The organism is Microbacterium sediminicola (genome assembly GCF_039531125.1).
GTDB lineage: Bacteria > Actinomycetota > Actinomycetes > Actinomycetales > Microbacteriaceae > Microbacterium > Microbacterium sediminicola.
This window is the reverse complement of record NZ_BAAAPL010000002.1, coordinates 540,570-567,155: the sequence shown is the minus strand read 5'-3', so window position 1 is coordinate 567,155 and position 26,586 is coordinate 540,570. Positions and strand designations below refer to the sequence as shown.

At 67.0% G+C, this 26,586-nt stretch carries 28 protein-coding genes; 13 read left to right on the top strand and 15 right to left on the bottom strand.

The annotated features are described in order from the left end of the window. Positions 1-8 precede the first annotated feature (8 nt). On the bottom strand, positions 9-530 hold the full coding sequence (locus tag ABD206_RS11310) for an adenine phosphoribosyltransferase (RefSeq protein WP_344072591.1): 522 nt from the start codon (positions 528-530) through the stop codon (positions 9-11). A gap of 23 nt (positions 531-553) precedes the next feature. Here ABD206_RS11310 and ABD206_RS11305 point away from each other — a divergent pair, with 23 nt between their 5' ends. Then, positions 554-2,206, top strand: coding sequence for a glycoside hydrolase family 13 protein (locus ABD206_RS11305; protein WP_344072589.1), 1,653 nt, complete (start codon positions 554-556; stop codon positions 2,204-2,206). A 19-nt stretch (positions 2,207-2,225) separates the two neighbouring features. Here the strand turns inward: ABD206_RS11305 and ABD206_RS11300 are convergent, their stop codons facing one another. Further along, positions 2,226-3,731 (bottom strand): CoA-acylating methylmalonate-semialdehyde dehydrogenase, encoded by a 1,506-nt coding sequence (locus ABD206_RS11300; protein WP_425561194.1) that lies wholly within the window; start codon positions 3,729-3,731, stop codon positions 2,226-2,228. 128 nt (positions 3,732-3,859) lie between these two features. Between ABD206_RS11300 and ABD206_RS11295 the strand changes: the two genes are divergently transcribed. Both ABD206_RS11295 and sufU read left to right on the top strand, forming a co-directional pair. Beyond that, positions 3,860-5,146 carry an aminotransferase class V-fold PLP-dependent enzyme gene (locus tag ABD206_RS11295; RefSeq protein WP_344072587.1) on the top strand — a complete coding sequence of 429 codons (1,287 nt, stop codon included), beginning with the start codon at positions 3,860-3,862 and terminating at the stop codon, positions 5,144-5,146. After that, complete coding sequence (sufU, locus tag ABD206_RS11290; RefSeq protein ID WP_344072584.1) at positions 5,143-5,586, top strand: Fe-S cluster assembly sulfur transfer protein SufU; 444 nt, start codon at positions 5,143-5,145, stop codon at positions 5,584-5,586. Before ABD206_RS11295 ends, sufU begins: the two co-directional genes overlap by 4 nt. Positions 5,587-5,590: 4 nt before the next feature. Here the strand turns inward: sufU and ABD206_RS11285 are convergent, their stop codons facing one another. Both ABD206_RS11285 and ABD206_RS11280 read right to left on the bottom strand, forming a co-directional pair. Beyond that, positions 5,591-6,571: an SRPBCC family protein gene (locus ABD206_RS11285; RefSeq protein ID WP_344072582.1), complete on the bottom strand. Its 981-nt coding sequence runs from the start codon at positions 6,569-6,571 to the stop codon at positions 5,591-5,593. A gap of 2 nt (positions 6,572-6,573) precedes the next feature. After that, complete coding sequence (locus ABD206_RS11280) at positions 6,574-6,942, bottom strand: ArsR/SmtB family transcription factor (RefSeq protein ID WP_344072580.1); 369 nt, start codon at positions 6,940-6,942, stop codon at positions 6,574-6,576. A gap of 95 nt (positions 6,943-7,037) precedes the next feature. Here ABD206_RS11280 and ABD206_RS11275 point away from each other — a divergent pair, with 95 nt between their 5' ends. Next, positions 7,038-7,409, top strand: a complete 372-nt coding sequence (locus ABD206_RS11275; RefSeq protein ID WP_344072578.1) for a hypothetical protein — start codon at positions 7,038-7,040, stop codon at positions 7,407-7,409. A 59-nt stretch (positions 7,410-7,468) separates the two neighbouring features. Here ABD206_RS11275 and ABD206_RS11270 read toward each other — a convergent pair whose 3' ends face one another. Continuing rightward, the gene (locus tag ABD206_RS11270; RefSeq protein WP_344072576.1) at positions 7,469-8,101 is read right to left on the bottom strand and encodes a TetR/AcrR family transcriptional regulator; all 633 of its coding nucleotides are present in this window, start codon (positions 8,099-8,101) and stop codon (positions 7,469-7,471) included. Positions 8,102-8,213: 112 nt separating this feature from the next. Between ABD206_RS11270 and ABD206_RS11265 the strand changes: the two genes are divergently transcribed. Together ABD206_RS11265 and ABD206_RS11260 are read left to right on the top strand one after the other, a co-directional pair. Further along, positions 8,214-9,491 carry a nucleotide disphospho-sugar-binding domain-containing protein gene (locus tag ABD206_RS11265; RefSeq protein ID WP_344072573.1) on the top strand — a complete coding sequence of 426 codons (1,278 nt, stop codon included), beginning with the start codon at positions 8,214-8,216 and terminating at the stop codon, positions 9,489-9,491. A 15-nt stretch (positions 9,492-9,506) separates the two neighbouring features. After that, the gene (locus ABD206_RS11260; RefSeq protein WP_344072571.1) at positions 9,507-9,638 is read left to right on the top strand and encodes a hypothetical protein; all 132 of its coding nucleotides are present in this window, start codon (positions 9,507-9,509) and stop codon (positions 9,636-9,638) included. Between the two features lie 253 nt (positions 9,639-9,891). Here ABD206_RS11260 and ABD206_RS11255 read toward each other — a convergent pair whose 3' ends face one another. Continuing rightward, positions 9,892-10,839: a zinc-binding dehydrogenase gene (locus tag ABD206_RS11255; RefSeq protein WP_344072570.1), complete on the bottom strand. Its 948-nt coding sequence runs from the start codon at positions 10,837-10,839 to the stop codon at positions 9,892-9,894. Positions 10,840-10,966: 127 nt separating this feature from the next. Continuing rightward, positions 10,967-11,896, bottom strand: coding sequence for a TerC family protein (locus tag ABD206_RS11250; protein WP_344072569.1), 930 nt, complete (start codon positions 11,894-11,896; stop codon positions 10,967-10,969). A gap of 45 nt (positions 11,897-11,941) precedes the next feature. Here ABD206_RS11250 and ABD206_RS11245 point away from each other — a divergent pair, with 45 nt between their 5' ends. After that, positions 11,942-12,508 carry a DUF4395 domain-containing protein gene (locus ABD206_RS11245; RefSeq protein WP_344072568.1) on the top strand — a complete coding sequence of 189 codons (567 nt, stop codon included), beginning with the start codon at positions 11,942-11,944 and terminating at the stop codon, positions 12,506-12,508. 8 nt (positions 12,509-12,516) lie between these two features. Here ABD206_RS11245 and ABD206_RS11240 read toward each other — a convergent pair whose 3' ends face one another. Further along, on the bottom strand, positions 12,517-12,735 hold the full coding sequence (locus tag ABD206_RS11240; RefSeq protein WP_344072567.1) for an SCO4848 family membrane protein: 219 nt from the start codon (positions 12,733-12,735) through the stop codon (positions 12,517-12,519). A gap of 89 nt (positions 12,736-12,824) precedes the next feature. Here ABD206_RS11240 and purL point away from each other — a divergent pair, with 89 nt between their 5' ends. Both purL and ABD206_RS11230 read left to right on the top strand, forming a co-directional pair. Continuing rightward, entirely contained in the window at positions 12,825-15,170 is a 2,346-nt protein-coding gene (gene purL / locus ABD206_RS11235) for a phosphoribosylformylglycinamidine synthase subunit PurL (RefSeq protein ID WP_344072565.1), read from the top strand. Positions 15,171-15,179: 9 nt separating this feature from the next. Next, positions 15,180-15,314 carry a hypothetical protein gene (locus ABD206_RS11230; protein ID WP_344072562.1) on the top strand — a complete coding sequence of 45 codons (135 nt, stop codon included), beginning with the start codon at positions 15,180-15,182 and terminating at the stop codon, positions 15,312-15,314. A gap of 69 nt (positions 15,315-15,383) precedes the next feature. On the opposite strand, the gene ABD206_RS11225 is transcribed toward ABD206_RS11230, so the two are convergent. From ABD206_RS11225 to ABD206_RS11215, 3 genes are all read right to left on the bottom strand, one after another. Continuing rightward, complete coding sequence (locus ABD206_RS11225) at positions 15,384-16,286, bottom strand: glycine betaine ABC transporter substrate-binding protein (RefSeq protein ID WP_344072560.1); 903 nt, start codon at positions 16,284-16,286, stop codon at positions 15,384-15,386. A gap of 98 nt (positions 16,287-16,384) precedes the next feature. After that, a complete protein-coding gene (locus ABD206_RS11220) occupies positions 16,385-17,275 on the bottom strand; it encodes an ABC transporter permease (protein WP_344072557.1) in 891 nt (296 codons plus the stop codon). Continuing rightward, positions 17,275-18,588 carry a quaternary amine ABC transporter ATP-binding protein gene (locus ABD206_RS11215; RefSeq protein ID WP_344072555.1) on the bottom strand — a complete coding sequence of 438 codons (1,314 nt, stop codon included), beginning with the start codon at positions 18,586-18,588 and terminating at the stop codon, positions 17,275-17,277. Before ABD206_RS11215 ends, ABD206_RS11220 begins: the two co-directional genes overlap by 1 nt. 341 nt (positions 18,589-18,929) lie before the next feature. On the opposite strand from ABD206_RS11215, the gene ABD206_RS11210 reads away from it, so the two are divergent. The 3 genes from ABD206_RS11210 to ABD206_RS11200 are packed head-to-tail and all read left to right on the top strand — an operon-like array spanning position 18,930 to position 20,919. Further along, positions 18,930-19,325, top strand: a complete 396-nt coding sequence (locus ABD206_RS11210; RefSeq protein ID WP_344072553.1) for a GntR family transcriptional regulator — start codon at positions 18,930-18,932, stop codon at positions 19,323-19,325. Continuing rightward, the gene (locus ABD206_RS11205; protein ID WP_344072551.1) at positions 19,325-20,236 is read left to right on the top strand and encodes an ABC transporter ATP-binding protein; all 912 of its coding nucleotides are present in this window, start codon (positions 19,325-19,327) and stop codon (positions 20,234-20,236) included. Before ABD206_RS11210 ends, ABD206_RS11205 begins: the two co-directional genes overlap by 1 nt. Then, positions 20,233-20,919: a hypothetical protein gene (locus tag ABD206_RS11200; protein ID WP_344072548.1), complete on the top strand. Its 687-nt coding sequence runs from the start codon at positions 20,233-20,235 to the stop codon at positions 20,917-20,919. The genes ABD206_RS11205 and ABD206_RS11200 overlap by 4 nt, the downstream gene beginning before the upstream one ends. A 2-nt stretch (positions 20,920-20,921) precedes the next feature. On the opposite strand, the gene ABD206_RS11195 is transcribed toward ABD206_RS11200, so the two are convergent. Continuing rightward, positions 20,922-21,224, bottom strand: coding sequence for a chorismate mutase (locus ABD206_RS11195; RefSeq protein WP_344072545.1), 303 nt, complete (start codon positions 21,222-21,224; stop codon positions 20,922-20,924). A gap of 70 nt (positions 21,225-21,294) precedes the next feature. On the opposite strand from ABD206_RS11195, the gene ABD206_RS11190 reads away from it, so the two are divergent. Continuing rightward, a complete protein-coding gene (locus ABD206_RS11190) occupies positions 21,295-22,443 on the top strand; it encodes an AI-2E family transporter (protein ID WP_344072543.1) in 1,149 nt (382 codons plus the stop codon). 10 nt (positions 22,444-22,453) lie between these two features. Here the strand turns inward: ABD206_RS11190 and ABD206_RS11185 are convergent, their stop codons facing one another. Genes ABD206_RS11185 through dacB form a run of 3 tightly spaced genes read right to left on the bottom strand, consistent with a single transcriptional unit; the run spans position 22,454 to position 26,396 of the window. Beyond that, positions 22,454-23,488 carry a lactonase family protein gene (locus ABD206_RS11185; RefSeq protein ID WP_344072541.1) on the bottom strand — a complete coding sequence of 345 codons (1,035 nt, stop codon included), beginning with the start codon at positions 23,486-23,488 and terminating at the stop codon, positions 22,454-22,456. Further along, the gene (locus ABD206_RS11180; RefSeq protein ID WP_344072539.1) at positions 23,488-24,774 is read right to left on the bottom strand and encodes an adenylosuccinate synthase; all 1,287 of its coding nucleotides are present in this window, start codon (positions 24,772-24,774) and stop codon (positions 23,488-23,490) included. The genes ABD206_RS11185 and ABD206_RS11180 overlap by 1 nt, the downstream gene beginning before the upstream one ends. Before the next feature lie 53 nt (positions 24,775-24,827). Continuing rightward, the gene (dacB, locus tag ABD206_RS11175) at positions 24,828-26,396 is read right to left on the bottom strand and encodes a D-alanyl-D-alanine carboxypeptidase/D-alanyl-D-alanine endopeptidase (RefSeq protein WP_344072537.1); all 1,569 of its coding nucleotides are present in this window, start codon (positions 26,394-26,396) and stop codon (positions 24,828-24,830) included. Positions 26,397-26,586: the final 190 nt, after the last annotated feature.

Below are 26,586 nucleotides of genomic sequence, written 5' to 3'. Positions count from 1 at the left end.
CTGAAGGGTCAGGCCTCGAAGAGGGCGTGGACCTCGCCCGCGACATTCCGTCCGGGAAGCGCGGTCAATTCCATGAGCACGGCTGTGCCGACGACCTCGCCGCCGAGCTGTGCGACAAGCTTCTTGGCCGCGGCGATCGTGCCGCCGGTGGCCAGCACGTCATCGACCAGCAGGACGCGCATGCCCGGGGTGATGTCGTCGTGGACCTCGATCGCGGCCGACCCATACTCGAGGTCGTAGGCGACGGAGGCCGCGGGCAGCGGGAGTTTGCCGGCCTTGCGGATCGGGATGAGTCCGACATCGGCGACCGTGGCGACCGCGCCGGCCAGCAGGAACCCGCGCGCCTCGATCCCGCCGACCACATCGAACTGCCCCGCGAACGGCTCGATGAGCGCGTCGATCACGGCGCGCAGAGCTGCGGCATCCGCGAGCATGGGCGTGATGTCGCGGAACAGGATGCCCGGCTCGGGGTAGTCGGGGATCGTGCGGATCAGTGACTCGGCGCGGATCAGGGGCTCGGTTGCGGGCACCGGCCCAGGATACGGTGTGTGCCATGGTTGCCGTCGAAGCTCCGGGCGCCGAGTGGTGGCGCACTGCGGTCATCTACCAGATCTACCCCCGGTCGTTCGCCGACCGCTCGGGTGACGGGATCGGTGACCTCGCCGGTGTGACCTCCCACCTCGATGACCTGGTCACGCTTGGCATCGACGCGATCTGGCTCAGCCCCTTCCAGCGCTCGCCGCAGAAGGATGCCGGGTACGACGTCTCGGACTACTGCGATGTCGATCCCCTCTTCGGCACCCTCGGCGACTTCGACGAGATGCTCGCGCAAGCCCATGCCCGCGGCCTCCGCGTCATCATCGACCTCGTTCCCAACCACTCGTCCGAGCAGCACGAGTGGTTCCAGCAAGCTCTGGCTGCCACCCCGGGAAGCCCGGAGCGCGCGCGGTACCTGTTCCGCAACGGGAAGGGCGCAAACGGTGAGCTGCCTCCCAACAACTGGGAGTCGGTGTTCGGCGGACCCGCCTGGACGCGCGTCACCGATCCTGACGGCGCCCCGGGCCAGTGGTATCTGCATCTGTTCGATTCGTCTCAGCCCGACTTCGACTGGACGAACCCCGAAGTCCGGGAGGAGTTCCGTCGCATCCTGCGCTTCTGGCTCGATCGCGGCGTCGACGGGTTCCGGGTGGATGTCGCGCACGGGCTCGTGAAGGCCGCGGGCCTGCCCGACTACACCCCGCCCGCGGATGCCGACTCGATGGGCGGGGCAGAATCCGAGGTCCCGTACTTCGGCCAGACCGGCGTCCACGACATCTACCGCGACTGGCACATACTCCTCTCGGAATACGATGGCGACCGTGCGCTGTGCGCGGAGGCGTGGATGCCGACGATCGCGCAGACCGCCCTGTTCGTCCGGCCCGATGAGATGCATCAGGCGTTCAACTTCGAATACCTGATGACGCGGTGGGATGCAGGGCAGCTCCGCAGAGTGATCGACGGCTCCCTCGAGGGGTTCGGCGGCGTCGGCGCGCCGAGCACCTGGGTCCTGTCCAATCACGATGTGGTGCGACACGCCCCGCGATTGGCGCTCACCTTCGAGAATCCACAGGGCCACGGCATCGGCCCGCGCACGGCCGGCAGACCGGATCCGGTCCTCGGCCTGAGGCGGGCACGTGCGGCATCCACCGTCATGTTCGCGCTGCCCGGGTCCGCCTACGTGTACCAAGGCGAGGAGCTCGGCCTTCCCGAGGTCATCGACCTGCCCGACGATGCGCGCCAGGACCCGACGTGGTTCCGGACGCAGGGCGAGCGGTACGGACGGGACGGATGCCGTGTGCCGATCCCGTGGGCGGCGGATGAACCGGCGTTCGGCTTCAGCCCGACGGGCGAGTCCTGGCTCCCGCAGCCGGAGGAGTGGGCGGACCTCGCCCGTGACGTGCAGCGCGACGACCCCGACTCGACGCTGACGCTCTACAAAGCCCTCCTCGCCGAGCGTCGGCGTCGCGCCCTGGGCGCCGGCCACCTGACGTGGCTCGAAGGCTATGGGCCGGACGTGATCGCGTTCCGCAACGGCGCCATCACCGTGGTCGCGAATCTCGGGTCATCCCCGGTACCGCTTCCGGGTGGTCACGTCATGATCGCGAGCGAACCGCTGGTCGGGGACACACTCGCCCCCGACCAGGCGGTCTGGGCGCTCGGCGACTGAGGAATACGCGCGTACCCGGTCAGACGTTCTGCGGGAAGCCGAGGTTGATCCCGCCGTGGCTGGGATCGAGCCACCGGCTGGTGATCGCCTTCTGACGGGTGAAGAACCGGACACCGTCGACGCCGTAAGCCTTGGTGTCACCGAACAGCGAGTCCTTCCACCCTCCGAACGAGAACGTCGCGACCGGAACCGGGATCGGCACGTTGATGCCGACCATGCCCACCTCGACCTCGTTCTGGAAGCGCCGGGCAGCCCCTCCGTCGTTCGTGAAGATCGCCGTCCCGTTGCCGTAGGCGCCGCTGTTGATCAGCTCGAGCCCCTCCTCGTAGGAGGCCACGCGGACGACCGACAGCACCGGCCCGAAGATCTCGTCCGTGTAGACGCGCGAGGTGGTGGGCACCTTGTCGATGAGGGTCGGGCCGAGCCAGAAGCCGTTCGGCTCGCCGTCTGGCACGACATCCCGCCCATCCACCACGACGGTGGCACCGTCTGCGGCGGCGATGTCGATGTAGGAGGCGACCTTATCGCGGTGCACCTTCGTCACGAGCGGCCCCATGTCGCAGCCGCGGCGCCCATCTCCGGTACGCAGGGTCTTCATCCGCTCGACGATCTTCTCAACCAGGGGGTCGGCGACCGGCTCGACGGCGACGACGACGGAGATCGCCATGCAGCGCTCTCCGGCGGAACCGAACCCGGCGTTGATGGCCGAGTCGGCAACGAGATCGAGGTCGGCATCCGGCAGGACCAGCATGTGGTTCTTCGCGCCGCCGAGGGCCTGGACGCGCTTGCCGTGCGCGGTGCCGGTCTCATAGACGTACTTGGCGATCGGGGTGGAGCCCACGAACGACACCGAGGCGATGTCGGGGTGGGTGAGGATGGTGTCCACCGCCACCTTGTCGCCGTGGACGACGTTGAACACGCCATCCGGAAGCCCCGCCTCCTTCCAGAGCTCCGCCATCCAGTTCGCCGACGACGGGTCCTTCTCGCTGGGCTTCAGCACGACGGTGTTCCCCGCCGCGATGGCGATCGGGAAGAACCAGGCCGGCACCATCGCCGGGAAGTTGAACGGCGAGATGATCGACACGACCCCGAGCGGCTGGCGCAGGGAGTAGACATCCACGTCGGTGGACACCTGCTCGCTGTACTCGCCCTTGAGGTGGTGGGCCAGCCCGCACGCGAACTCGATGACCTCCTGCCCGCGGGTGATCTCGCCCATCGCATCCGAGAGCACCTTGCCGTGCTCAGAGGTGATGATCTCGGCCAGCTCACCCTTCTTCGCCTCCATCAGCTCGCGGAAGCGGAACAGCACCGACTGGCGCTTGGCCAGCGACGTGTCGCGCCAGGCGGGGAAGGCGGCCTTCGCCGCAGCGACCGCGCTGTCGACGGTGGCAGAGTCTGCGAGCAGCACCTGCCGGGCCACCTCGCCGGTCGCGGGGTCGAAGACATCGGCCGTCCGACTGTCGGCAGGGATGACGGCGGCGCCGTCGATCCAGTGGGCGACGAACTGCTCAGATGTCGAACTCAACGGTGCTCTCCTCCGTGCCGGGCGTCGAGCCGCGCACGTGCTCGATCTTCGCGACTTCATTGTGTTGCCGCAGCGCGCGCTCATCAAGCACCCACCCCGTCCTCATCCTCAGCGCGTAGCCTTGAAGGATGACCGCTCCCGCTGAGACCGCCCTCGACATCGAGGCGATCCGCGCCGACTTCCCGCTGCTCGCGCACGAGGTCAACGGCCACCCCCTCGCCTACCTCGACTCGGGGGCGACCAGCCAGAAGCCGCAGGCGGTCATCGACGCCGAGGTCGCATTCCTCACCAACACGAACTCTGCCGTCCATCGCGGCGCCCACACCCTCGCGGCCGAGGCGACGGACCTGTTCGAGGATGCGCGCTCCACGGTCGCGGGCTTCGTCGGCGCGGCCGATGACGAGCTCGTGTGGACCTCGGGGGCGACCGCCGGGATCAACCTGCTCGCCTACAGCATCGGCAACGCCACCCTCGGCCGCGGCGGCGAGGCGGCCCGTCGCTTCGCACTCCGACCCGGCGACACGATCGTCACCACGGAGTCCGAGCACCACGCGAACCTGATCCCCTGGCAAGAGCTCGCCGCCCGCACCGGCGCGACCCTGCGCCACATCCCCGTCCTCGACGACGGCCGGCTCGACATGGATGCCGCGGCGACCCTCGTCGACGACAGCACCCGCATCCTCGCCTTCACGCACGTTTCGAACGTGCTCGGGATCATCAACCCCGTCGAAGACCTCATCGCCCTGGCCCAGCGCGTCGGAGCCCTCACGGTGCTGGATGCCTGCCAGTCGGCCCCGCACGTCGCGCTCGATCTCCCCGCGCTCGGCGTGGATTTCGCGGTCTTCTCGGGGCACAAGATGCTCGGCCCTTACGGCATTGGCGGACTCTACGGCCGCTCCGAGCTGCTGAACGCCCTTCCCCCCTTCCTCACCGGGGGCTCGATGATCACGACCGTGACCCTCGATCACGCTGACTATCTGCCGGCGCCGCAGCGGTTCGAAGCCGGGACGCAGCCCGTCTCGCAGGCGGTCGCGCTGGCGGCTGCGGTCGACTACCTCACCGGTCTCGGCATGCCGGCGGTGCACGCGCACGAGGTCATGCTCGAAAAGCGCATGCGCGAGGGGCTGCGCCCGATCCCCGGCATCCGTTTGCTCGGCGACACCGACCTCGCGCCGCGCGTCGGCCTGGCGTCCTTCGTCGTCGACGGCGTCCACGCGCACGACGTCGGCCAGTTCCTGGATGCCCAGGGCGTCGCCGTCCGCGTCGGCCACCACTGTGCGCAACCGCTGCACCGCCGCTTCGGCGTCACCGCGTCGGTGCGCGCCTCGGCCTCCGTCTACACCTCCACCGAGGACGTCGACCGCATGATCGATGCGGTCTCGGGCGTCCGCGCTTTCTTCGGAGTCACCTCATGAGTCTCGAATCGCTCTATCAGGAGCTCATCCTCGACCACTCCAAGCGCCCCCACGGCTTCGGATTGGCCGACGCTGACGACCACACCGGCACCAGCCACCAGCGCAACCCGATCTGCGGCGACGAGATCACGCTGCGCGTGCGCGTCAGCGATGACGGCCAAACCATTCGCGATGTGACGTGGGAGGGCCAGGGATGCTCGATCTCGCAGGCCTCGGCATCCATGCTCGTGGATCTTGCCAACGGCACGTCGCGGGACGAGGCATCTGAGCTTATCGACGGCTTCCGTGAGGCGCTGCGTTCACGCGGCAAGATCGAGCTCGACGAGGATGTCTACGAAGATGCCGCTGCCCTCTCGGGCGTCTCGAAGTTCAGCGCCCGCGTGAAGTGCGCGATGCTCGCCTGGGTCGCCCTCGAAGAGGGTCTCGTCCAGACGAGCTGATGCGTCAGCGCACGAGCACCTCGCGCTCCATCCGCTGGAAGCTCTGCTCCATGCCGTCGGCCATGCCGGTGGCCAGCACCATGTCACGGGTGTCCTTGTCGGGGTACTCGACCAGCACGGTCACAAGTGTTGCGCCGTCCTCCTCATAGAGGGAGAGGTCGTTGACCGTCGAGGGGAAGTCCGTGCCGGTCATGTGCTCGGTCGTGACCGCGCGTCGCGGGGCTTCGCTCAGCAGAACCTCGCCGTCGAAGCCGAAGGGCTCGCCCTCCGTCCCGCGCTCGGGCTCCCAGGCCAGCCGGTAGGTGTCTCCGACCGTCGTTGACATCTCGCACGTCGTCATTTGCCATCCGTCCGGACCGAGCATCCACTGGCGCACCAGCTCCGGCTCATGATGTGCGCGCCAGACGAGCTCGCGCGGACCGTCGATCAGGCGGGTGATGCGGACATGGGTGTCGCTGAGAATTTCGGTCTGCGTGCCCTTGCCCTGCGCGTACTCGCGCAGATCCTGCAGGACGGCGTCAAGCTGGTTGAACGCCAGGGTCGATCCCTCGACGGCGCCGAACTCGACCATCTGCTCGAGAGCCTCCGTCGATTCGAAGTATGTCGTGTTGACGAGGCGAGAGCCCTCGGCGGTTGACTCGAACACGAATGTGACGCGCATTGAGGGCATCCCCTCGAACTCTTCGCCGTTCTCGTTGAGGAACCCATCCAACACGTCGAACCGATGGGGCGCATCGATGGAGAGAAATTCCCAGCCGCCGTGTGAGGCTTCACCCCGGGGCGAGACCATTCGATAGCGGGCGCGCCCACCGACCGTGAGGTCGAAGTGCGTGAACGTCGCGGGCCAGCCGGGAGGACCCCAGAACCGGCTGAGTTGCGACGGAACCGTGAACGCATCCCAGAGACGTTCGACCGGAGCGGCGAAGTCGGCCACGAGGGTCATCGTCAGTGATTCGGCGTCGGTGGTGACAGCGGTGACGGGCATCGTCAGTTTCCTTTCTTGGGGTCGTGCACAGGCCTGGGCGGCTCGGCGAGCAGCGCGTCGAGCCGGTCGATACGCGCGCGCCAGAGTTCTTCGTAGCGCGCGAGGAGCGCGCGAGCGCCGGCGATCATCGCCGGGTCCGCGCGGACCAAGCGCTCGCGCCCCTCGGCGCGCTTGATGACAAGGCCGGCGTCCTCCAGCACCGCAATGTGCTTCTGCACCGCGGCGAACGACATGTCGTACGCCCGCGCGAGAGACGAAACGGAAGACTCCTCGGCAAGTGTGCGGCGCAGGATGTCGCGACGTGTCGCGGCGGCGAGCGCGTGGAAGACGCGATCGACCTCGTCATCCGTGAGCTGATTTTCTACAACCATTTGGTTGTAGATTAGGACTCCCGCGAACTCGAGTCAAGACATCCCTGTTCGGGCACGGGTCGCGGTTATCGGGGTACTCTCGCTTTCCTGATCTGATGGCGCTCTCCACGGATGGTTCGTACGGCCTGCTCGACGTGCGTCCCGCCGATCTGATCGACGACGCGGCGCGCGTTCAGTTCGGTGAGACCGCGGCCGTTCGCGATGCGCTCGGGTGGCGCTACCGGGTGCTGCCAGGCCACGATAAACGGGCGACCGGCAACCTCGACAGCTTGTCAGCGTCTCGTCACGACCGCTGCCGAACTGGCCACAAGACGGAAACGCTCAGGCGTGGAGGCAACACTTCGACGCGACGGCGCCGAAAACGATTGGCTGGTCATCTCGGTGCCCGAGCTCATTGGCTTCGCTGGCACGGCCCGTCGACAGTCGAGCACGCCGCTTCGCCTCACCGCAGGGGACTGGCCGGCTGACGTGCTCGACATGGGCAAGCATCTCCGCTCTGGCTTCGCACCGGGAATCGAGGCCGCCCTCACCCGGAGTGTCGTTGCGTTGCGGCGCGGTCCAGATGCTTCACGAACTCGGCGGCTCGTGCGAGAGCTGCGGTGAGGTCGCTGTCTGATCCGGGCCGCTCCCACGCCGCGAGTGCACCGGTGAATGCTCCGATGACGGCACCGGCGAAGGTCGACGAGACCGCATCGGGCCATCCATGTTCGACCATCGCGGACCCGAGTGAGTGGCGAAGCCTTTCGTGGTGGTTCGCTCGCGCGGCGCGAAGCTGAGGAACGGCAGCTACCGCGCGTGCCCGGGTCAGGACCGCTGTCGAGCCGTACAGGTCCAGACTCGGCATCGCGCCGGTGACGGCGTCGAGCATTGCCTGCCCGGGCGGAGACGTGGCCAGGTTCTGCCGGAAACGACCGACCACGTCGTCGTCGTACTCATCCCAGAGGAAGATGGCTTCCTTGGTACCGAAGTAGCGATAGATGCTGCTGGGCGAGACCTCGGCCCCCGCCGCGATCAGCTCAATAGTGATCGCGTCGAACGGCGCGGTCTCCAAAAGACGGAATGCCACTGCCTGAGCACGTCGCTGCGCTGCTCTCTGCTTCCGCTGGACGAGCGGCAGACGTTGGTCAGGTTCATGAGCACCGGTGGTGGAGACATCCATCGGTGAAATGATAGCCACTGTCAATTGACATGTACTAGCTTCGGTTCACGGAGGGACGCTTGGCGTCACCGTGAACCGCTGGACTCTGGAGGAGCCTGTGCCAAGGAAGCTGATGTTGTTCGCTCCGGCGGCGTTCAACCTTGCCGAGACGTCCCGCATGATCGAGATCGCGAAGGGCGTGAGGGCAGATCCAGTCGCCCGCGAGGCGTTCTCGGTGCGGTTCATCTCCGAGGGAGGTGACTTCGAGGAACTGATCGAGTCGAACGGGTTTGAGGTCGAGCGGGTGGCTCCGCGTCTCACGCCGGAGAAGATCGCGCATGTGCTTGCGGTGAATGATGAGGAGAAGTTCGCGCCGGCCTACTCGAAGAAGGAGATGATCGCGAAGGTCGCGGGTGATCTCGCTGCCGTCGACCGGTTGAAGCCTGACGTGGTGGTCACCGGCTCGTACCTGAGCATGCCGCTCACGTGCCGATTGCGCGGCATCCCGCTTGTATGGGCCGTGCAGTCGACCTGGCTTCCCGACTTCTTCGCCACCGGCGCAGGGACCACGGACACGGTGAAGCCACGCTGGTTCAAGCGACTCGTTGACGCCGTTCTGTACCCGGTGTTCCGGTCATGGATGTGGTTCGGGTTCATCCACTCGGTCAACCAGGCCGCTGGCCACTACGGCGCGAAGACGTTCTCTCCTGTGTTGACGTTCTTCCAGGGCGACACCACCCTCGTCGCCGAACCGCCCGGGTTCTCCGATGTCGCACTGCCAGACGCGCACTTCCCCATCGGGGCTCTCCTGCCGGAGCAGCAGTTCACTATGCCGGTCGAGGTAGAGCAGATTCCGAACGACTTTCCCCTGGTGTACTTCGCGATGGGCAGTTCCGGCGTCGGGCATATCGTGAAGGAGCTCATCGAGAGCTTCCGTGGCAAGCCGTATCGCGTGGTGGCCCCGGTCCGCTCTCTGCTCGCAGGCCAGGACGTCGCGGTGCCCGACAACGTCACCGTGACGGACTGGCTGCCTGCCCTGGAGATGAACAAGCGCGCCGACATCGCCCTCATCCACGGGGGAATCGGCACTGTCCTGACCGCCGCTCTCGCCGGCAAGCCCGTCGTCGGGATCGGGATGCAGCCGGAACAGGTAGCCAACATCTCCTGCCTCGTCGAGAAGGGATTCGCACGTCGTGTCGCCAAATCCCGAAACTCGAGGAAGATGGTCGCCGCAGTGCACGATGCCCTGTCAACGCTGCTTTCGGACGAAGACGCCCGGCGCGCCGCCGTGGAGTACGCAGCCTCTATACAGGACTGGGCGGACGGGTCGACCCGAGCGGCAAGGACCCTCGTCGACCGCTACGGCAGCACCCGTGGCGACATTCCGCGCAGTGCGCGGAATGGGCGATGACGTCGTTCAGAGGACGTGCCCGGGAACGCCACCCACAACCTGCACAACCTGCTCACCCTCCGCGGCGCACTCGTGCGCGACCCGCACGTCTGGTCGGAGTACCTCACCGAAGCCATCGCGCGGTACGGCGACGCAGCGACGCCGTGACTGTCCGCCCTCATCTCGCAATGGCCCGCATCGCGCCAGATCAAGAAGCTAGACATCGCCCGCGAACGCGCGTCATAGCAGCGACAGCCGGGCCGGTCGGCTCCATGCGCACCACCGCCCGTTGCGCCAGGAAAGTGTCACGGCAAGGTCGAACGCGAACCACCCGAGACCTCGCGATGTACGTGACATCCAGTGTCATTTCACCGCATTCCCGACAATCCCTACGAAGTGGGACGTCGTGACCGACCGAACATCAGTCGAAGACGGCGACCAGGCGCCCCGTGACCTGTCCGTCGTGCAGGCGGTGCAGACCCTCAGGGATCTCCTCGAACGGAATCGTGGTCGTCACCGGCGTGAGCTTTCCGGTCGCCATCAGGCGGTAGACACCGGCGATATCCTCCTTGGTCCCGCCGTTCGAGCCCTTCAGAATGCACTGGTTGAGGATCAGCGAGCGCGTGCTGATCGTGGACTCGAGCTTTCCCATGCCGACAACAACAACCGTGCCGTCGCGACGGATGACATCCACGGCCTGCGCGGTGGTCGTGCCGAATCCGGCAAAGTCGATGATCACGTCGAAGACAACATCCGGAAAGTCGGCGATCGACTTCTGGACGCCCGCAAGGCCGAGTTCGTCGGCCAGGTGCCAGGCGGCCTCGTTGACTTCGGCGGCGTAGACGGTCGCACCCTCCAGAACCGCGACACGAGCGCCGATCTGGCCGAGTCCACCGAGACCGATGATGCCGACCGTGTCTCCGGCTTTGACGCCACCTCGAGTCATGACCGCCGCGTACGAGGTCATGCCGGCATCGGTCGCCGCAGCGCCCAGCACCCAGTCAACGCCGTCGGGGATCGGGAGCAGCGTTTGCTCATCGACGAGCATCATCTCGGCGAACCCGCCATCGAACGAGAAGCCCGGGGCCCCGGCGGCAGTTGTCGGGCAGACCGCCACGCGGTCGCCGACCTTCCAGTCGGTGACGCCGTCGCCGACGGCGGCAACCTCACCCGCGTTCTCGTGCCCGATCGTGATCGGAGTCTTCACCAGCAGCTCGAGCCAGCCCTCGTCCTCAAGCACACCCACGTCGGTGTGGCACAGGCCGGCCGCCTTCATCCGCAGCAGAACCTGACCCGGCCCGGGCTCGGGAACAGGGAGTTCGGTGACCACCAGCGGCTCTCCTGTCGTGGTGAACTGCAAAGCCTTCATGGGGTGCCTCCTTCATCAGCCGCCGCCACGCCCGTGCGCGGCGCTCGCGCGACCGTCAGTGCCACAGTAGACATGTAAACAGCGCGCACCACCGACCTTAGTCACACAGCGCACATGCAAGCGCGCTTCAGCCGAGCGCACCCCGCTGCGCATCGACATCCGCTTCGCCCGCGACGGGCTTGCCCGACAGCCCTACTGACCCGGCGCCGGAGCCCTTGGACAGCGCGGCGGTGACCGCAATCGACTCGTCGACATTCGGGTACTGGGGTCGTAGCTGCACGGCGCTCTGCCGGCGCTTGTCACGCTTGGCCTTGCGCGCGGCGTACGTGAGGTTCAGCACCTCGACGAGGATCGCGAACACCATCGGCCCGTAGATGAAGGCCTTGTCGATGTGCAGGTGGAAGCCCTCGGCGACCAGGAACACGCCGATCATGAGCAGGAACGACAGCGCGAGCATCTTCACGGTCGGGTGGTTGTTGACGAAGGTGAAAATGAACCGCGCGGCGAACAGCATCACGCCGAACGAGAGCACCACGACGGTGATGATGATGACGAGGTTGGAGGTCATGCCCACGGCGGTGATGACGGAGTCGAGGGAGAACACGATGTCGAGCAGCAGCATCTGGGTCAGCACCGAGCCGAACGACACGGCCTTCTTGGTGTCAGACTCAGCGTGACCCTCCTCCACCCCTTCGAGTTTGTGGTGGATCTCGGTGACCGACTTGTAGAAGAGGAACAGGCCGCCCGCGATCAGGATGAAGTCCTTCCACGAGAACTCGAGTCCCCACAGGGTGATCACCGGCTCGGTCAGCGTGATGATCCAGCCGGCGAACAGCACCAGGATGACGCGGATGACCATCGCGAGCGTCAGACCGAGGTTGCGCGCCTTCGCCTGCTGCTCAACAGGAAGCTTGGAGGCGAGGATCGACAGGAAGATGACGTTGTCGACACCGAGCACGATCTCCAGCACCAGCAGGGTGGCGAAGACGGCAAGGAGTTCGGGCGTGAAGGCGAAGGAGAAGTCCACGCGCTCATCGTAGGGTGCGGGCGTTGTCACGAGTCGAGCTCATCCCGTCGATACCCCCTGGGGTATACTCACCTTATGGCCGACACCGTATCCGACCGATCCGCCCGCCCCGTCATCGGCGAATGGGTCGACGGCATCGAGATGCCGGTCATCAATGAGCGCGCGGTGCGCGCCTCGGCCGGCATCCTGTTTCTGCTCGGCTTCTCCGCGTGGCTGTTCGGCGTAATCACCGGCGAACTGCAGCCGATGCGCGGGTTCGGCATCCTCTTCGCCCTCGAGATGTTCCTGCGTCTGTTCGTCGGTACCCGCTTCACCCCCACGCTGCTGCTGGGAACGCTCCTCACCCGCCCACAGCGCCCCGAATGGGTGGATGCCGCCCCCAAGCGCGTCGCGTGGGGCATCGGCCTGGTCATGGCGCTGCTCGGATGCCTCAGTCTCGGCTGGCTGGGCCTGCCGGCGATCGTCGCGCAGATCGTGTGCGGCGGGTGTCTGCTGCTGCTGTACGCAGAGGCCGCCTTCGGCATCTGCGTCGGCTGCGAGATCTCCCGCCGCTTCTCACGCACCACGCCCACGAGGTGCGCCGGCGACACCTGCACCTACACGCCCCCACGTCTGGGTCAGGCCCACTCCATCGAGGACTGACCCGAAGGTCAGCCGGCGAACAGTGCCCAGATGCCGGCGACCGCCGAGAGAAGGGCGAGCAGAAGAGCGATACCGATGAGGACGGCGTGCACGCGGTAGAAGGCGGTGGTGCGACCCTGTTCATCGCGGGCGCGCGGGTCCGCGCTCACGCGCTTCCAGAAGCGCGGCCACACCACGATGTTGAAGATGGCGTTCACGAGCAGGAGCACGGCGAGCAGGGTGAGCATTCCTTGATCGTACGAGCCTGCGCGCGGACGAGCTCGCAACCTAGAATTGACGGGCACCACCGGCATGTCGACGTCTGGAGCTCAGCCGCATGACCACTTCCCCCGAATCGACCGCGACGGCACCTGTCGCCGACACCGTCGAGAACGCCGCGGCGACACCCGACCGGGAGCAGCCCTACGCGCTGCTGGGCCTCAAGGACGACGAGTACGAGGAGATCCGAAGCATCCTGGGTCGCCGACCCACCAGCGGCGAGCTGGCGATGTACTCGGTCATGTGGAGCGAACACTGCTCCTACAAGTCGAGCAAGATCTATCTGCGCCAGTTCGGCAAGAAGGTCACCGACCAGATGCGCGAGCGGATGATGGTCGGCATCGGCCAGAACGCCGGCGTCGTCGACATCGGCGAGGGATGGGCGGTGACCTTCAAGGTCGAGTCCCACAACCACCCGAGCTACATTGAGCCGTTCCAGGGTGCGGCAACCGGCGTCGGCGGCATCGTCCGCGACATCATCTCGATGGGCGCGCGGCCGGTCGCGGTCATGGACCAGCTGCGCTTCGGCGCCATCGACAACCCCGACACCGCGCGGGTGGCCCACGGCGTTGTCTCGGGCATCTCGTTCTACGGCAACTGCCTGGGTCTTCCCAACATCGGCGGCGAGACCGTGTTCGACCCGGTGTATCAGGGCAACCCCCTGGTCAACGCCCTCGCGGTCGGGGTCCTCCGCCACGAGGACATCAAGCTCGCCAACGCCTCGGGCACCGGCAACCAGGTCGTCCTGTTCGGTGCCCGCACGGGCGGCGACGGCATCGGCGGCGCGTCGATCCTGGCATCCGACACCTTTGCCGATGGCGGACCGACCAAACGCCCCGCCGTGCAGGTCGGCGATCCCTTCGCCGAGAAGGTGCTCATCGAGTGCTGCCTCGAGCTCTACCGCGACGGCCTGGTCGAGGCCATCCAGGACCTCGGCGCTGCCGGCATCTCGTGCGCGACGAGCGAGCTGGCCGCCAACGGCGGTTCGGGAATGCGCGTGGACCTTGAGAGGGTACTGCTGCGCGACCCGACCCTCACCCCTGAAGAAATCCTCATGTCGGAGTCGCAGGAGCGCATGATGGCCATCGTCGCGCCCGACAAGCTGGATGCCTTCCTCGCCGTCACCGGACGCTGGGAGGTCGAGACGAGCGTTCTCGGCGAGGTCACCGGAGATGGGCGTCTCCAGATCTTCTGGCACGGTGAGCAGATCGTGGATGTCGACCCGGCCACCGTCGCGGTCGACGGCCCCGTCTACGAGCGACCGGTCGCATACCCGACCTGGATCGACGCCCTCCGCGACGACTCCGCGTCGGTGCTGCAGCGCTCGGACGATCCCGCCGAGCTGCGCGAACAGTTCCTTCAGCTGGTCGCCAGCCCGAACCTCGCCGACACCTCGTGGGTCACCAACCAGTACGACTACTACGTGCTCGGAAACACCGCCCTCTCGTTCCCCGACGATGCGGGGATGGTGCGCGTCGACGAGGAGTCCGGCCTCGGCTTCGCGATCGCCACCGACTGCAACGGGCGCTACTGCCAACTCGACCCCAAGCAGGGCGCGCAGCTGGCGCTGGCCGAGGCGTACCGCAACGTCGCCGTCACCGGCGCGGTCCCGGTCGCCGTCACCGACTGCCTCAACTTCGGCAGCCCGGAGAACCCCGAGGTCATGTGGCAGTTCGGCCAGGCGGTCGAGGGGCTCGCCGACGGGTGCGTCGAGCTCGGCATCCCGGTCACCGGCGGCAATGTGTCCTTCTACAACCAGACCGGCGACCAGCCGATCTTCCCCACCCCGGTGGTCGGCGTCCTCGGCATCCTGGACGATGTCGCCCGGCGGGTACCGTCGGCCTGGCAGGACGCGGGAGAGAACATCTATCTGCTCGGGGTCACGGCCATAGAGCTGAGCGGTTCGGCCTGGGCCGACACCGTGCACGGGCACCTGGGAGGTCGACCGCCGGCCGTCGATCTCGCGCAGGAGAAGCGCCTCGGCGAACTGCTGCACGCCGCTGCCATGCAGGGACTGGTCTCCAGCGCCCACGACCTCTCGTCGGGCGGGCTCGCCCAGGCCCTCGCCGAGGGCGTGATGCGCTTCGGCATCGGCGCGCGGGTGTGGCTGACCGAGCTCATGGAGCGCGACGGCGTGGATGCCACGACCGCCCTGTTCGCCGAGTCGACGGGCCGGGTCATCGTCACGGTGCCGCGCGAGGACGACGTCAAGTTCCGGGGCCTCTGCGACGGCCGCGGCTACCCGGTGCTGCGGATCGGCGTCACCGACCAGCCGCACGACGGCAGTGAAGCAGCCCTCGAGGTGCAGGGCGTGTTCACGGTGCCGACCGGCGAGCTGCGGGAGCGTTCGCGCGCGACTCTTCCCGCCGCCTTCGGTCCCACCGTCGCCGAGCCGGCCTCGTAGACTGAACCCATGACCGACGACGACGAGTACTCCGCCTATTCCGAGACCCGCCAGCGCCGCATCAAGGTGGTCGCGTGGGTGGTCATCGTCTCGCTGATTCTTGTCGGCGGCGGTGCCACGGTCATCTCGCTCCTGTTCGGCTGACCCCGCCCCTCGACATACGACTGTGCCCCCGGTCTTGCGACCGGGGGCACAGTGCGTCAGATCCGAAGATCAGGAGGTCAGGGAGTCGACCCACTCCTGGTTCTCGGTGATCCACTCAGCCACGACCGGTGCGTAGTCGTCACCGTCGTACTGGTTGAACATGGCGTCCTCGAGCGAGTAGAGCAGTTCGCTGTCCATCTCGAAGTTCGAGAGCCACTCGTGAACCTCGGGGAAGTCCGTCGCGAAGGTGGATGCCGCGATGGTGTGGATGCCTTCAGCGTCGCCGAGCAGACCCTCGGGGTCTTCGAGGTCCTTGATCGGGAAGGCGTTGTAGGCCCAGTGCGGACGCCACAGCGTCACGACGATGTTCTCGCCCGCGTCGGTGGCGGCCTTCAGCTCGGCGAGCATTGCCGGGGTCGACGACTCGATGAGCGTCATGCCGTCCAGGCCGTAGCCGGGGACGACATCATCGCCCGTGATGCGCATAAGACCGGAGCCGGGCTCGATGCCGACGATCTCGTTGTTGAAGAGATCGGCGTTCTCGGCCAGTTCGCTGAGCGAGTCGATCGGAGCGTCCTCGTTCACGGCGATCGTGAGCTTGGCCTCGCTGTTCCAGGCGCCGAGGTCCTCGACGTCCGAGCCGTACTCCTCCATGTAGTCGGCGTGCGTCAGCGGCAGCCACGTGTCGAGCACGACATCGAAGTCGCCGCCGGCGAGGCCGGCGTAGACGGGCGCGACGTCGGCGTAGGTGAGCTCCACGTCGTAGCCCTTGTCGGCGAGGATCTGCTCCCACAGGTAGGACGCGGCGATGCCCTCGTCCCAGCCGTTGAAGACGGCGATCTGTACGGGGCGGTCAGCCGCCGCGTCGCCGGAGTCGCTGCTGTCGCTCGATTCGGCGCAGCCGGTGAGCACCAGTGCCGACGCACCGATCAGGGCCGCAGCCGAAGCCAGGGTCTTTCTCTTGGTCATCATCGTGACTTCCTCTCCTTCCGCGTTGCTGTCGCGGATCGGTCGTTGTCTGTCAGGCGCGAGGGTGCACGCGCCTCCGGTGGGGGATGAACCCACCTGGTCTATGAGGCCGACGTCGTCTGTCGGGCTGCGCGCTTGGCGCGCTTGCGGGCGGCGGACTGGGCACCGCCCATGTTCGCGAGCGCGGCGGTCATGCGATCGAGGATCATCGCGATGATCACCACCGCGATTCCCGCTTCGAAGCCGAGGCCGACGTTGATGCGGCCGATCGCACGGACGATCTCGCCGCCCAAGCCACCGGCGCCGACCATTCCGGCGATGACGACCATCGACAGGCTCAGCATGATGATCTGGTTGACACCGGCCATGATGCTCGGCAGGGCCAGGGGCAGCTGGATCTGTCGCAGGATGCGGCCGGGGGTGGCGCCGAAGGCGTGCCCCGCCTCGACGACCTCGGTGTCCACTCCGCGGATGCCGAGCTCGGTCAGGCGGACGCCGGGGGCCAGCGCGAACAGGATCGTCGCGATCATGCCGGGGACGACACCGACGCCGAAGAAGATGATCGCCGGGATCAGGTAGACGAAGGCGGGCATCGTCTGCAGGAAGTCCAGAATCGGACGGACGACGCGCGAGACGCCGTCGCTGCGCGCGGCCCAGATGCCGACCGGGATGCTGATCGCGATGGCGATCACAGACGCGACCAGGACCAGAGCGAGCGTGTCCATCGAGGTCTCCCACTGGTCGACCAGGACGATCAGCAGAAGCCCGAGGGCAGAACCGACAGCGAGCTTCCATCCCTTGAGCCACCACGCGAGGGCGGCGATCAGCAGGATGATGATCCAGAACGGTGGCGCCGTCAGGACCCAGTCCAGGCCCGTGTAGACAGCCTCGAGGACGACGGCGATGCCGTCGAAGAGCCAGCCGAAGACGGCGCCGAGGAAGTCGACGAACGCTTCGACCCAGTCGCCGAGGGGAAGTCGGAGGTTTTCCATCACACGCCTCCTTCCGTCGCGGTGTCCACCGGGTCGGCGGCTCCGCCCACGGCGGCCAGCGTCTCGCTGATCTCTGCCACCGGCACGGTCATCGGCACGTCGATCACCGGGATCTCGGTGGTCGTCGGCTCGACGTTGCCGAGGGCTGCGAGCAGGACGACGCGCGGGATGGTGCCGAGCAGGCGACCGGACTCATCGACGACGGCGATCGGCACGGGGCTCTCGACGGAGCGCTCGATCACGTCGGCGAGTGGCTCATCAGGTCCGACCACGGCGGCGGAGCCGCGCACGATGGAGCGGAGGTCCGTGTTGCCGTTCTTGACGGCGCGGACGACTGCGCGATCGGTGACGGCGCCGATGAGGCGTCGTCCGTCGGTGACCAGCACCGAGCCGGACTGCAGGTCGCGCATGACCTTGAGTGCCCCGCGCACGCCGGCGCTCACGGGCACCATGGCGGCGGGCGCCTCCATGACCGACGACGCGGTGAGCACGCGAGCGCGGTCGACATCCTGTACGAACTGCGCGACGTAATCGTTGGCCGGGTCGGTGAGGATCTCTTCCGGGGTGCCGTTCTGCACGATGCGACCGTCGCGCATGACGGCGATCCGGTCACCGAGGAACATCGCCTCGTTGAGGTCGTGCGTGATGAAGATGATGGTGCGACCCAGCTCCTGCTGCAGTTCGACCAGCTGTTCCTGCATCTCGCGACGGATCAGCGGGTCGAGTGCGCTGAACGCCTCGTCCATCAGCAGGATGTCGGTGCCGGCCGTCAGCGCACGGGCAAGCCCCACGCGCTGGCGCATGCCGCCGGAGAGTTCGTCGGGCATCGCTTCGGCGCGATCGCCCAGGCCCACCTTCTCGAGGATCTCCATCGCACGGGCGCGGCGTTCGTCCTTTCCGACGCCCTGGATCTCGAGTGCGTACGCGGCGTTGTCGATCACCGTACGGTGCGGGAGCAGCGCGAAGTGCTGGAACACCATCGAGATCGAGCGCTGGCGGATCGCGCGCAGCTCGGACGAGGAGGCCGAGCCGATGCTGTGGCCCTGGACGGTGACGTCGCCGGCGGTCGGTTCGAGCAGCCCGTTGAGCATCCGGATGATGGTCGACTTGCCGGAGCCCGAGAGCCCCATGATGACGAAGATCTCGCCGGGGTTCACCGTGAAGCTCGCGTCGATGACGGCGGCGGTGTTGCCCTTGGCGGCGACATCCGACCTGCTCGCACCCGATTTCAGGCGCTCGACAGCGGCGGATGCGTTGCGGCCGAACACCTTGAACAGGTTCTTGGCCTCAACGGCAGGGGTGGTGCTGGTCACGTGCTTCACCTCTACAGGCGCGCGGGCACGCCTGTTGTGGTCTCACGTCCGGGTGGCAGTCCGAATGCGGCAGCCACATATGGCAGACGCGCGGCAGTGGATGTCTGATCCACGCACGGACCGCCGACCGTACGCCCGGAAACAGAGCGGGAGAAGCAAAACCTCACACACACGGCCACAGGCGCGGACTGGTCGGGTGGGCCCGCGAACGGGCCGCTGTAGACCGTATCAACATCGCCCCCGGGGTCGTCAAATCGGGGTTGACATCCGACCGAAGGTTGTTGCATGGTTAGTTAGTCAAGTAATTAACCCCTCTACAAGTCAACCAGATCGGAGGCCGCGTGATCGATGACGGACGGGCGATCTTCCTTCAGATCGCCGAGAGCATCGAGGACTCGATCGTCGACGGGTCGCTGCCCGAAGACAGCCGCGCTCCCTCGATGAACGAGCTCGCTGCGTTCCACCACATCAATCCCGCCACGGCCGCGAAAGGACTCAACGTGCTCGTCGACAAGGGTGTGATCCAGAAGCGCCGCGGCATCGGAATGTTCGTGACCCCCGGCGCGCGAGACGTGCTCCTCACCGAGCGGCGCACCGCGTTCGCCGACCGCTTCGTGGAGCCCCTGCTCGCCGAAGCCCGCACTCTCGGGCTCACGCCCGACGACCTCTCCGCCCTCATTCGCAGCCGCGCGGCAACGGACGAGAGCGACTCCATGACCAACGAAAGGAATCCCTGATGAGCAGCGTGATCGAAGTCACGAATCTCACCAAGCGATACCGCGAGACCGTCGCCGTCGACGACGCGAGCTTCGCGATCGAAGAGAACACCATCTACGGCCTGCTCGGGCGCAACGGCGCAGGCAAGACGACCATCATGTCCATCCTCACGGCGCAGAACTTCGAGACGAGCGGATCGGTCACCGTGTTCGGTGAACACCCGTACGAGAACGCCCGTGTGCTCTCGCGCATGTGTTTCGTCCGGGAGAGCCAGCGCTACCCGGACGATTGGAAGCCGCGTCACGCCTTCGCCGCCGCCCGCCTGTTCTTCCCGAACTGGGATCAGGCACTGGCAGAAGACCTCATCGCCGAGTTCCAACTCCCGATGAACCGTCGCATCAAGAAGCTCTCGCGCGGGCAGTTGTCCGCGGTCGGCGTCATCATCGGCCTGGCCTCACGCGCCGAGATCACGTTCTTCGACGAACCGTACCTCGGTCTGGATGCGGTCGCCCGACAGATCTTCTACGACCGGCTGCTCGAGGACTACGCCGAGCACCCGCGTACGATCATTCTCTCGAGCCACCTGATCGACGAGGTCTCGAACCTGCTGGAGCGGGTCATCGTGATCGACCAGGGGCAGATCATCCTCGACGAGTCGACGGATGATGTCCGCGGACGCGCAGCGAACATCGTGGGCGACACCGCGGCCGTCGAGGCATTCATCGCGGGCCGTGAGGTCATCCACCGCGAAAGCCTCGGGCAGGTCTCCTCCGTCACGGTCCTCGGAGCCCTCACCGACGCCGACCGCCGTCAGCTCGCCGCGTCCGGCCTGGACACCAGCGCCGTTTCTCTGCAGCAGCTGATCGTGCGCACCACCCAGCACCGCGCGGATGCCTCGTCGCAGGCATCCGAGGAAGGAGCCCTCCGATGAACCGCACACTCAATGTCGTACGGATGCAGCTGAACAACCGCCAGACCTTCATCTGGCTGCCCCTGATCATCCTCGGCGCCGCGTTCGCGGTGAACTGGATCATCTGGTCGCTGATCCCCGTCGACGAGCCGAAGTTCGGCGGCGGCGCGCAGGCGCCCCTGTGGTACTTCCTCGTCGTCGGCATCCAAGCGCTGACGCTGACATTCCCCTTCAGTCAGGCGATGAGCGTCACCCGACGCGAGTTCTTCCTCGGCACGATCCTGACGGCGGGACTGACCTCCGCCATCCTCTCGGGCGTGTTCATCGCCGGAGGCTTCGTCGAGACGGCCACCGGGGGCTGGGGGGTCAACGGGTACTTCTTCAGCTTCCCGTGGATCTGGGAGTTCGGAGCCGGCGGCGCAGCGCTGTTCTACCTTGTCCTCGCGCTGCTGTTCTTCGTGATCGGGCTGTGGTCGGCCATCGTCTTCAAACGGTTCGGCGCGCTCTGGCTGACGGTCTCCCTCGTGGTCCTCGGGCTGCTGCTCGTCGGCGGCGTGTGGCTGATCACGCAGTGGGCGCTGTGGGGCTCGGTGTTCACCTGGTTCGCCACGACCGGCGTGGTGATCCTGAGTCTGTGGGGCCTGCTGTTGACCGCAGTGCTCGGCATGCTCTGCTTCGCGACCTTCCGCCGCATGACCCCCTGAGGTCAGTGCTCGCCGTTGGCGGCAGCTTCGTGGTGGCGGATGACCTCCGCCACCACGAAGTTGAACCACTTCTCGGCGAACTCGGGATCGAGATCCGCCTCTTCCGCGAGACGGCGGAGGCGGGCGATCTGGTGCTCCTCGCGCGCGGGATCAGAGGGCGGCATTCCATGCTCGGCCTTGAGCACCCCGACCTGCTTGGTCGCACGGAACCGCTCGGCCAGCATGAAGATCAGCGCCGCGTCGATGTTGTCGATGGTGCCTCGCAGGCGTCCCAGAGCGGCGACCGGATCGATGGAGTCTGACATCGCACCCCCTTTTCGCATGTCGACCCTACCTTGCCTCGTCCCAGCCACCCGGCGCCCCTAGAGTGTGACCATGAGCGAGCAGCCCACGCCCCCCGCCGATGCCACTCCCACCGACCTGACCGCCGCAGGAGGATCGACGGGAGCCACCGAGCGCACGCCCGGCGTCCGGGGCTGGTTCAACCTGGAGCAGCCGTTCGCGGTCGGCTTTTTCCTCGTGCTGGGCGGACTGGTCGCGATTCTGCTCGGGCTCGCGGTCACCAACCTCGCCACGATCATCATCTACATCAGCTTCGCGCTGTTCGTCGCACTGGGTCTGGATCCGATCGTCCGCGCGCTCGAGCGCCGCAAGATCACCCGCACCTGGGGAATGGTCATCGTCTACAGCGGCTTCCTGCTCGTGATCGCGGGAGTCATGCTGCTGATCATGCCGACGGTCGTCGCGCAGGTCGCGCAGTTCATCAAGGACATCCCCCAGATGATCAACGACTTCGAGAAGACCGACATGTACGCCTGGCTGCAGACGAACATGGGCGACCAGATCGGCAACATCCTCACCGAGGTCGAGAACTACATCCTGAACCCGGCGAACATCGCCACCATCGGCGGCGGCGTCCTGGCGGTGGGCATGAGCATCGCCACGGGGATCTCCGGCGGCGTCATCATCATCGTCCTGAGCCTCTACTTCTTGGCCACGCTCGGCGTCATCAAGTCCAGCTTCGTGCGCCTCACCCCCGCGCGGGTCCGCCCCAAGGTCGCGGACATGACCGAGCAGATCACGAGCTCCATCGGCGGCTACCTCATGGGGATGGTGATCCTCGCGTTCTTCAACTCGGTCGTCGCCTTCTTCCTCCACCTCTTCCTCGGGCTCCCCTTCCCCGCCCTGATGGCGGTGCTGGCGTTCTGCATCACGCTGATCCCGCTGATCGGTCCCGTCCTGTACTGGGGCATCGCGACCGTCATCGCCCTGTTCACCGATCCGGTCACCGCGCTCATCTTCGCGATCCTGTACCTGATCTACATGCAGATCGAGGCCTACATCTTGACACCGCGCGTGATGAACCGCGCGGTGTCGGTGCCCGGCTCGCTCGTGGTGATCGGCGCTCTCGTCGGCGGCACACTGCTCGGCCTGCTCGGAGCGCTCGTGGCGATCCCGATCACCGCGTCGATCCTGCTGATCATCCAGCAGGTCGTGATCCCGCGCCAAGACGCGAAGGTGTAGCGAGAGCGCTCTACCGGGCCGGCAGCAGGCAGGTCGGCGAGGGAACCTCGACCCGTCCGCGCACGCGCCCCGGCACCCCGGTGCGGATGTCGAGGCTCATCGCGGCGACATCATCGGAGTGCTGACCCGCGACCAGCAGTGTGTCACCGACGACGCGATGGTGGCGCGGCCAGACGACGCCCGACTCGACGAGTGCGACCGGGTCGAGCCGGTCTCCGGCGCCGCGCACTCGGAGGACACCGATCGTGTTGCTTCCGCGGACCCCTCCGTAGAGGAACTCGCCGTCGCGTGAGGGCGCGAGCTCTGCCGCGCCGTCCCCGGGCATGAGACCGGCGCCGATTGCCGACGCCGAGAGGATCCGCCAGGTGCCGGTGGCGTCTGGCGCGAGCACATACACCTCGCAGCTGAGCTCGGTGATCACGTAGAGGTGGCCGCTCGGATGCCACACCATGTGGCGCGGGCCGCTGCCGAAGGGCAACACGACCTCCTGGACGAGGCGGGTCTCACCCAGACCCGTGCGCCAGAACCGCACCTGGTCCAGACCCATCTCGGTCGTCGCGACCCGCGCTCCCGGCAGGGCCACGGACTGGTGCGCGTGCGGCGTCCGCTCCTCCCCGAACCCCGGGTAGGGGTCCTCGGCGGCCGGGAGGTCTGCCGAGTCCCGGAGACGGCCGGTGGCATCCACACCGATCGTGACGATGCGTCCATCTCCCCAGCAGGTCACCCACAGGCGGTCGGCAGTGGGAGTGACGAGGATGTGACAGGGCAGCTCGCCCACGGCGACAGGCTCTCCCCACGGCTCGTACGCGCTCTCGCCGATCCGCCGATACGCCCGGATCATGGCTTCGCCCTCGAGTGTCGCGTAGACGACATCGAGCGTCGGGTGCGCCGTGATCCACGACGGCGATGCCGCCTCGACGACGGTGCCGCGGAAGGAGAGCGTCGCTCCCGCGAGCGCGGCGTCGGCGTCGCCGGCGACGAGCAGTCCGATGCCTGCGGCCGTCCCCTCCATGTCCGGCGAGTAGCCGCCGACGAGAAGCCGCATCAGTCGACGAGGTCGTGGCGCACGATGACGGCGTCGCGGGCCGGACCCACACCGATCACCGAGATGCGCGTCCCGCTCATCTTCTCCAGCGCGAGGACATAGTCCTGTGCCTCCTGCGGCAGCTCTGCAAACGTGCGGGCGCCGGAGATGTCCTGCTTCCACCCCGGGAAGTACTCGAGGATCGGCTTGGCGTGGTGCACGTCGGTCTGGTTGTCGGGCACCTCGTCGAACCGCACGCCATCGACGTCGTAGGCGACGCAGACCGGGATCTGATCGAGCCCGGTCAGGATGTCGAGCTTGGTGAGGACGAGGTCGGTGATGCCGTTGATCCGGTGCGCGTAGCGCGTGATCGGAGCGTCGTACCAGCCGACCCGGCGCGGACGCCCCGTCGTCGTGCCGAACTCGAAACCGCGCTGACGGATCCACTCGCCCTGCTCGTCGAACAGCTCGGTCGGGAAAGGGCCCGATCCCACCCGGGTCGTGTACGCCTTGACGATGCCGACGATCCGGTCCAGGCGGTTGGGCCCCACACCGGAACCTGTCGCGGCTCCGCCGGCGGTGGCCGATGACGAGGTCACGAACGGGTAGGTGCCGTGGTCCACATCCAGCATCGTCGCCTGACCGCCCTCGAACACGACGAGCTCACCGCGGTCGAGCGCCTCATTCAGCAGCAGCGACGTGTCGGCCACCATGGGACGCAGACGCTCGGCGTACGAGAGCAGGTCCTCGACGATCTCGTCGGCCTCGATGGCGCGGCGGTTGTAGACCTTGACCAGCAGGTGGTTCTTGATCTCGAGCGCGCCCTCCACCTTCTGGCGCAGGATGTTCTCGTCGAACAGGTCCTGGACGCGGATACCGACGCGGTTGATCTTGTCGGCATAAGCCGGTCCGATGCCACGGCCGGTCGTGCCGATCTGGCGCTTGCCGAGAAAGCGCTCGGTCACCTTGTCGAGCGTGCGGTGGTACTGCGTGATGATGTGCGCGCTGGAACTGACCTTCAGGCGCGAGATGTCGATGCCGCGCCCCTTGAGTGCCTCGAGCTCATAGAAGAGCACCTCGAGGTCGATGACGACGCCGTTGCCGATGACGGCATTGACGCCGGGCGACAGGATTCCCGAGGGAAGCAGGTGGAGCGCGTACTTCTCGCCGCCGATGACGACGGTGTGGCCGGCGTTGTTGCCGCCGTTGAACTTCACGACCCAGTCGGTGCGCTCACCGAGCAGGTCGGTCGCCTTGCCCTTGCCCTCGTCGCCCCACTGGACGCCGACGATCACGATGCCTGGCATGGGATTCCCCTCGGTGGTGGACCGGTACGCCTCATCCTATCGAGGCGTCGTCCTCACCCTTCCCGCTGCAGGGCGAACATGACCTCCGCGACCTTGGCCGAGACATCCAGGACCCCGGGGACATCGTCGACGAGCGTCGAGTTGAACAAGATCGCGAAGACGAGGTCGCGACCGGAGTCGGTGGTCATGTACCCGGAATAGGCCTGCGCGAGCTCGAAGAATTGGCCCGTCGTGGGATACCAGACCACGCGTGAGCCTGTCTTGGCCTGGATCATCCCCTCGGCGCTCGTCCCGGCCCCCGTGCCCGACAGCGATCCGTCGATGCCTGCGACGGGCTGGATGTCGACGAAGAGCTCTCCGTATTGCGCGGCGGCGGCCTGCCGCATGAGCGCGACCTGCAGCACCGCGCTCGTGCGGTTGTAGTCATTGCTGCCGGCAGGGTCGTACAGCCGAAGGCCCTCGGTCGGAACCCCGACCGACGCGGTGTAGTCCGCCACGGCTGCGACACCGTCCACGCACGAGGTGGAACCACCCTCGACGGCGATGAGGCATGCCAGCAGATCGGCTCCGCGGTTGTAGCTCATCTTCTGGACGACGCGCGCGAGCTGCCAGATCGGTGCCGACTCCCACTGCGCGATCGGTTCGTCGTACGCGGAGGGGAGCATGCCCGTGCCGCCTCCGTCGATCGTGATGCCGGCCGCGGTCAGAACCTGCGCGAAGGCCATCCGGGCGAATGCCGCGGGGTCGTCGACCTCGGTATTGCGCACCACTTCGCCGGCGTCGATTCCGATCGTGCCGGTGGCGGTCACCGTCGACCCGGACATCTCGACATCCACGTCGACAACATCCCCCTCGATCGTTTCGACCTCGTTGACCAGGGCAAGGCCGTCGAGCCCGGGGATCATCCGGACTTCCGGCGCCGCACCGAGCTCGCCCGGGGTGATCACAAGGTCCACGAGGTTCTCGTTGACCCAGATCGCGTCGATGCGACCATCGGGCCAGTCCATCTGGGGGTCGAAGTAGGTATCGTCCACCAGAACCTGTCCGGCCACGGAGGTCACGCCCGCCGCGACGAGCTGTTCGGCCAGGCCTCGGAGCGCCGCCAGCGGGTCACCGGTGTTCAGTCCCACCGCGACCAGGCCCGAGTTCGCCTCGTTGTGATCGAACGAGGTGATCTCGAGCGTGCCGTCGGGCTGGTCGCGCAAGCCGAAGCTGAAGTCCCCGCGCCCGGCGAGCACGAGATCCCCCTCGAGGACCCCGTCCGCACTGATCACACCGGTGCCGTACACCGGGGTGGTGATTGTGGATTCGGCGCCGAGGATCTCCAGCGCCGCCGATGTCGTGAAGCTCTTCTGCACCGAGCCCGGGACGAACGGGATCGTCGAGTTCAGCTCGTAGACGATCTCGCCCGTCTCCCTGTCGACGGCGAGGACCCCCCAGCCCCCGCCGTCGAGCCCGGAGTCGGCGATCGCCTCGTCCACCGCGACGGCCACGGCATCCTGCCCCGCACCGGAGGCGCACCCTGCCAGCGCGAGAGCGCCGGCGGCGAGAAGTGCCAGGGCCGAAATCGGGCGGATCAGCAGGTGTCGGGTCGTCACGTCACTTCTCGTCGGGATGCGCATCGACTCGACGCTAACGCGCCACACGCTCGTGTGCACTAGACCTGGGTCCCGTCCCTGCATCTCGCCGGAGCGCGGCTGGCCGGTGGGTGCCACGGTCGTCGACTTCTTCAGCTCCTTCACGATCCTTCCCACCCTCGCGTCCGCGGTAGCGACTCGGCGGACGCTCGCGGCGCCCCGCCGAAGTGAACAG

Bases quoted from the DNA above. Each gene is read 5' to 3' on its own strand.
- ABD206_RS11305 (WP_344072589.1), top strand. From the start codon at position 554: ATGGTTGCCGTCGAAGCTCCGGGCGCCGAGTGGTGGCGCACTGCGGTC.
- ABD206_RS11295 (WP_344072587.1), top strand. From the start codon at position 3,860: ATGACCGCTCCCGCTGAGACCGCCCTCGACATCGAGGCGATCCGCGCC.
- sufU (WP_344072584.1), top strand. From the start codon at position 5,143: ATGAGTCTCGAATCGCTCTATCAGGAGCTCATCCTCGACCACTCCAAG.
- ABD206_RS11285 (WP_344072582.1), bottom strand. From the start codon at position 6,571: ATGCCCGTCACCGCTGTCACCACCGACGCCGAATCACTGACGATGACC.
- ABD206_RS11280 (WP_344072580.1), bottom strand. From the start codon at position 6,942: ATGGTTGTAGAAAATCAGCTCACGGATGACGAGGTCGATCGCGTCTTC.
- ABD206_RS11275 (WP_344072578.1), top strand. From the start codon at position 7,038: ATGGCGCTCTCCACGGATGGTTCGTACGGCCTGCTCGACGTGCGTCCC.
- ABD206_RS11270 (WP_344072576.1), bottom strand. From the start codon at position 8,101: ATGGATGTCTCCACCACCGGTGCTCATGAACCTGACCAACGTCTGCCG.
- ABD206_RS11265 (WP_344072573.1), top strand. From the start codon at position 8,214: ATGTTGTTCGCTCCGGCGGCGTTCAACCTTGCCGAGACGTCCCGCATG.
- ABD206_RS11255 (WP_344072570.1), bottom strand. From the start codon at position 10,839: ATGAAGGCTTTGCAGTTCACCACGACAGGAGAGCCGCTGGTGGTCACC.
- ABD206_RS11245 (WP_344072568.1), top strand. From the start codon at position 11,942: ATGGCCGACACCGTATCCGACCGATCCGCCCGCCCCGTCATCGGCGAA.
- ABD206_RS11240 (WP_344072567.1), bottom strand. From the start codon at position 12,735: ATGCTCACCCTGCTCGCCGTGCTCCTGCTCGTGAACGCCATCTTCAAC.
- purL (WP_344072565.1), top strand. From the start codon at position 12,825: ATGACCACTTCCCCCGAATCGACCGCGACGGCACCTGTCGCCGACACC.
- ABD206_RS11230 (WP_344072562.1), top strand. From the start codon at position 15,180: ATGACCGACGACGACGAGTACTCCGCCTATTCCGAGACCCGCCAGCGC.
- ABD206_RS11225 (WP_344072560.1), bottom strand. From the start codon at position 16,286: ATGATGACCAAGAGAAAGACCCTGGCTTCGGCTGCGGCCCTGATCGGT.
- ABD206_RS11220 (WP_344072557.1), bottom strand. From the start codon at position 17,275: ATGGAAAACCTCCGACTTCCCCTCGGCGACTGGGTCGAAGCGTTCGTC.
- ABD206_RS11205 (WP_344072551.1), top strand. From the start codon at position 19,325: ATGAGCAGCGTGATCGAAGTCACGAATCTCACCAAGCGATACCGCGAG.
- ABD206_RS11200 (WP_344072548.1), top strand. From the start codon at position 20,233: ATGAACCGCACACTCAATGTCGTACGGATGCAGCTGAACAACCGCCAG.
- ABD206_RS11195 (WP_344072545.1), bottom strand. From the start codon at position 21,224: ATGTCAGACTCCATCGATCCGGTCGCCGCTCTGGGACGCCTGCGAGGC.
- ABD206_RS11190 (WP_344072543.1), top strand. From the start codon at position 21,295: ATGAGCGAGCAGCCCACGCCCCCCGCCGATGCCACTCCCACCGACCTG.
- ABD206_RS11185 (WP_344072541.1), bottom strand. From the start codon at position 23,488: ATGCGGCTTCTCGTCGGCGGCTACTCGCCGGACATGGAGGGGACGGCC.
- ABD206_RS11180 (WP_344072539.1), bottom strand. From the start codon at position 24,774: ATGCCAGGCATCGTGATCGTCGGCGTCCAGTGGGGCGACGAGGGCAAG.
- dacB (WP_344072537.1), bottom strand. From the start codon at position 26,396: ATGCGCATCCCGACGAGAAGTGACGTGACGACCCGACACCTGCTGATC.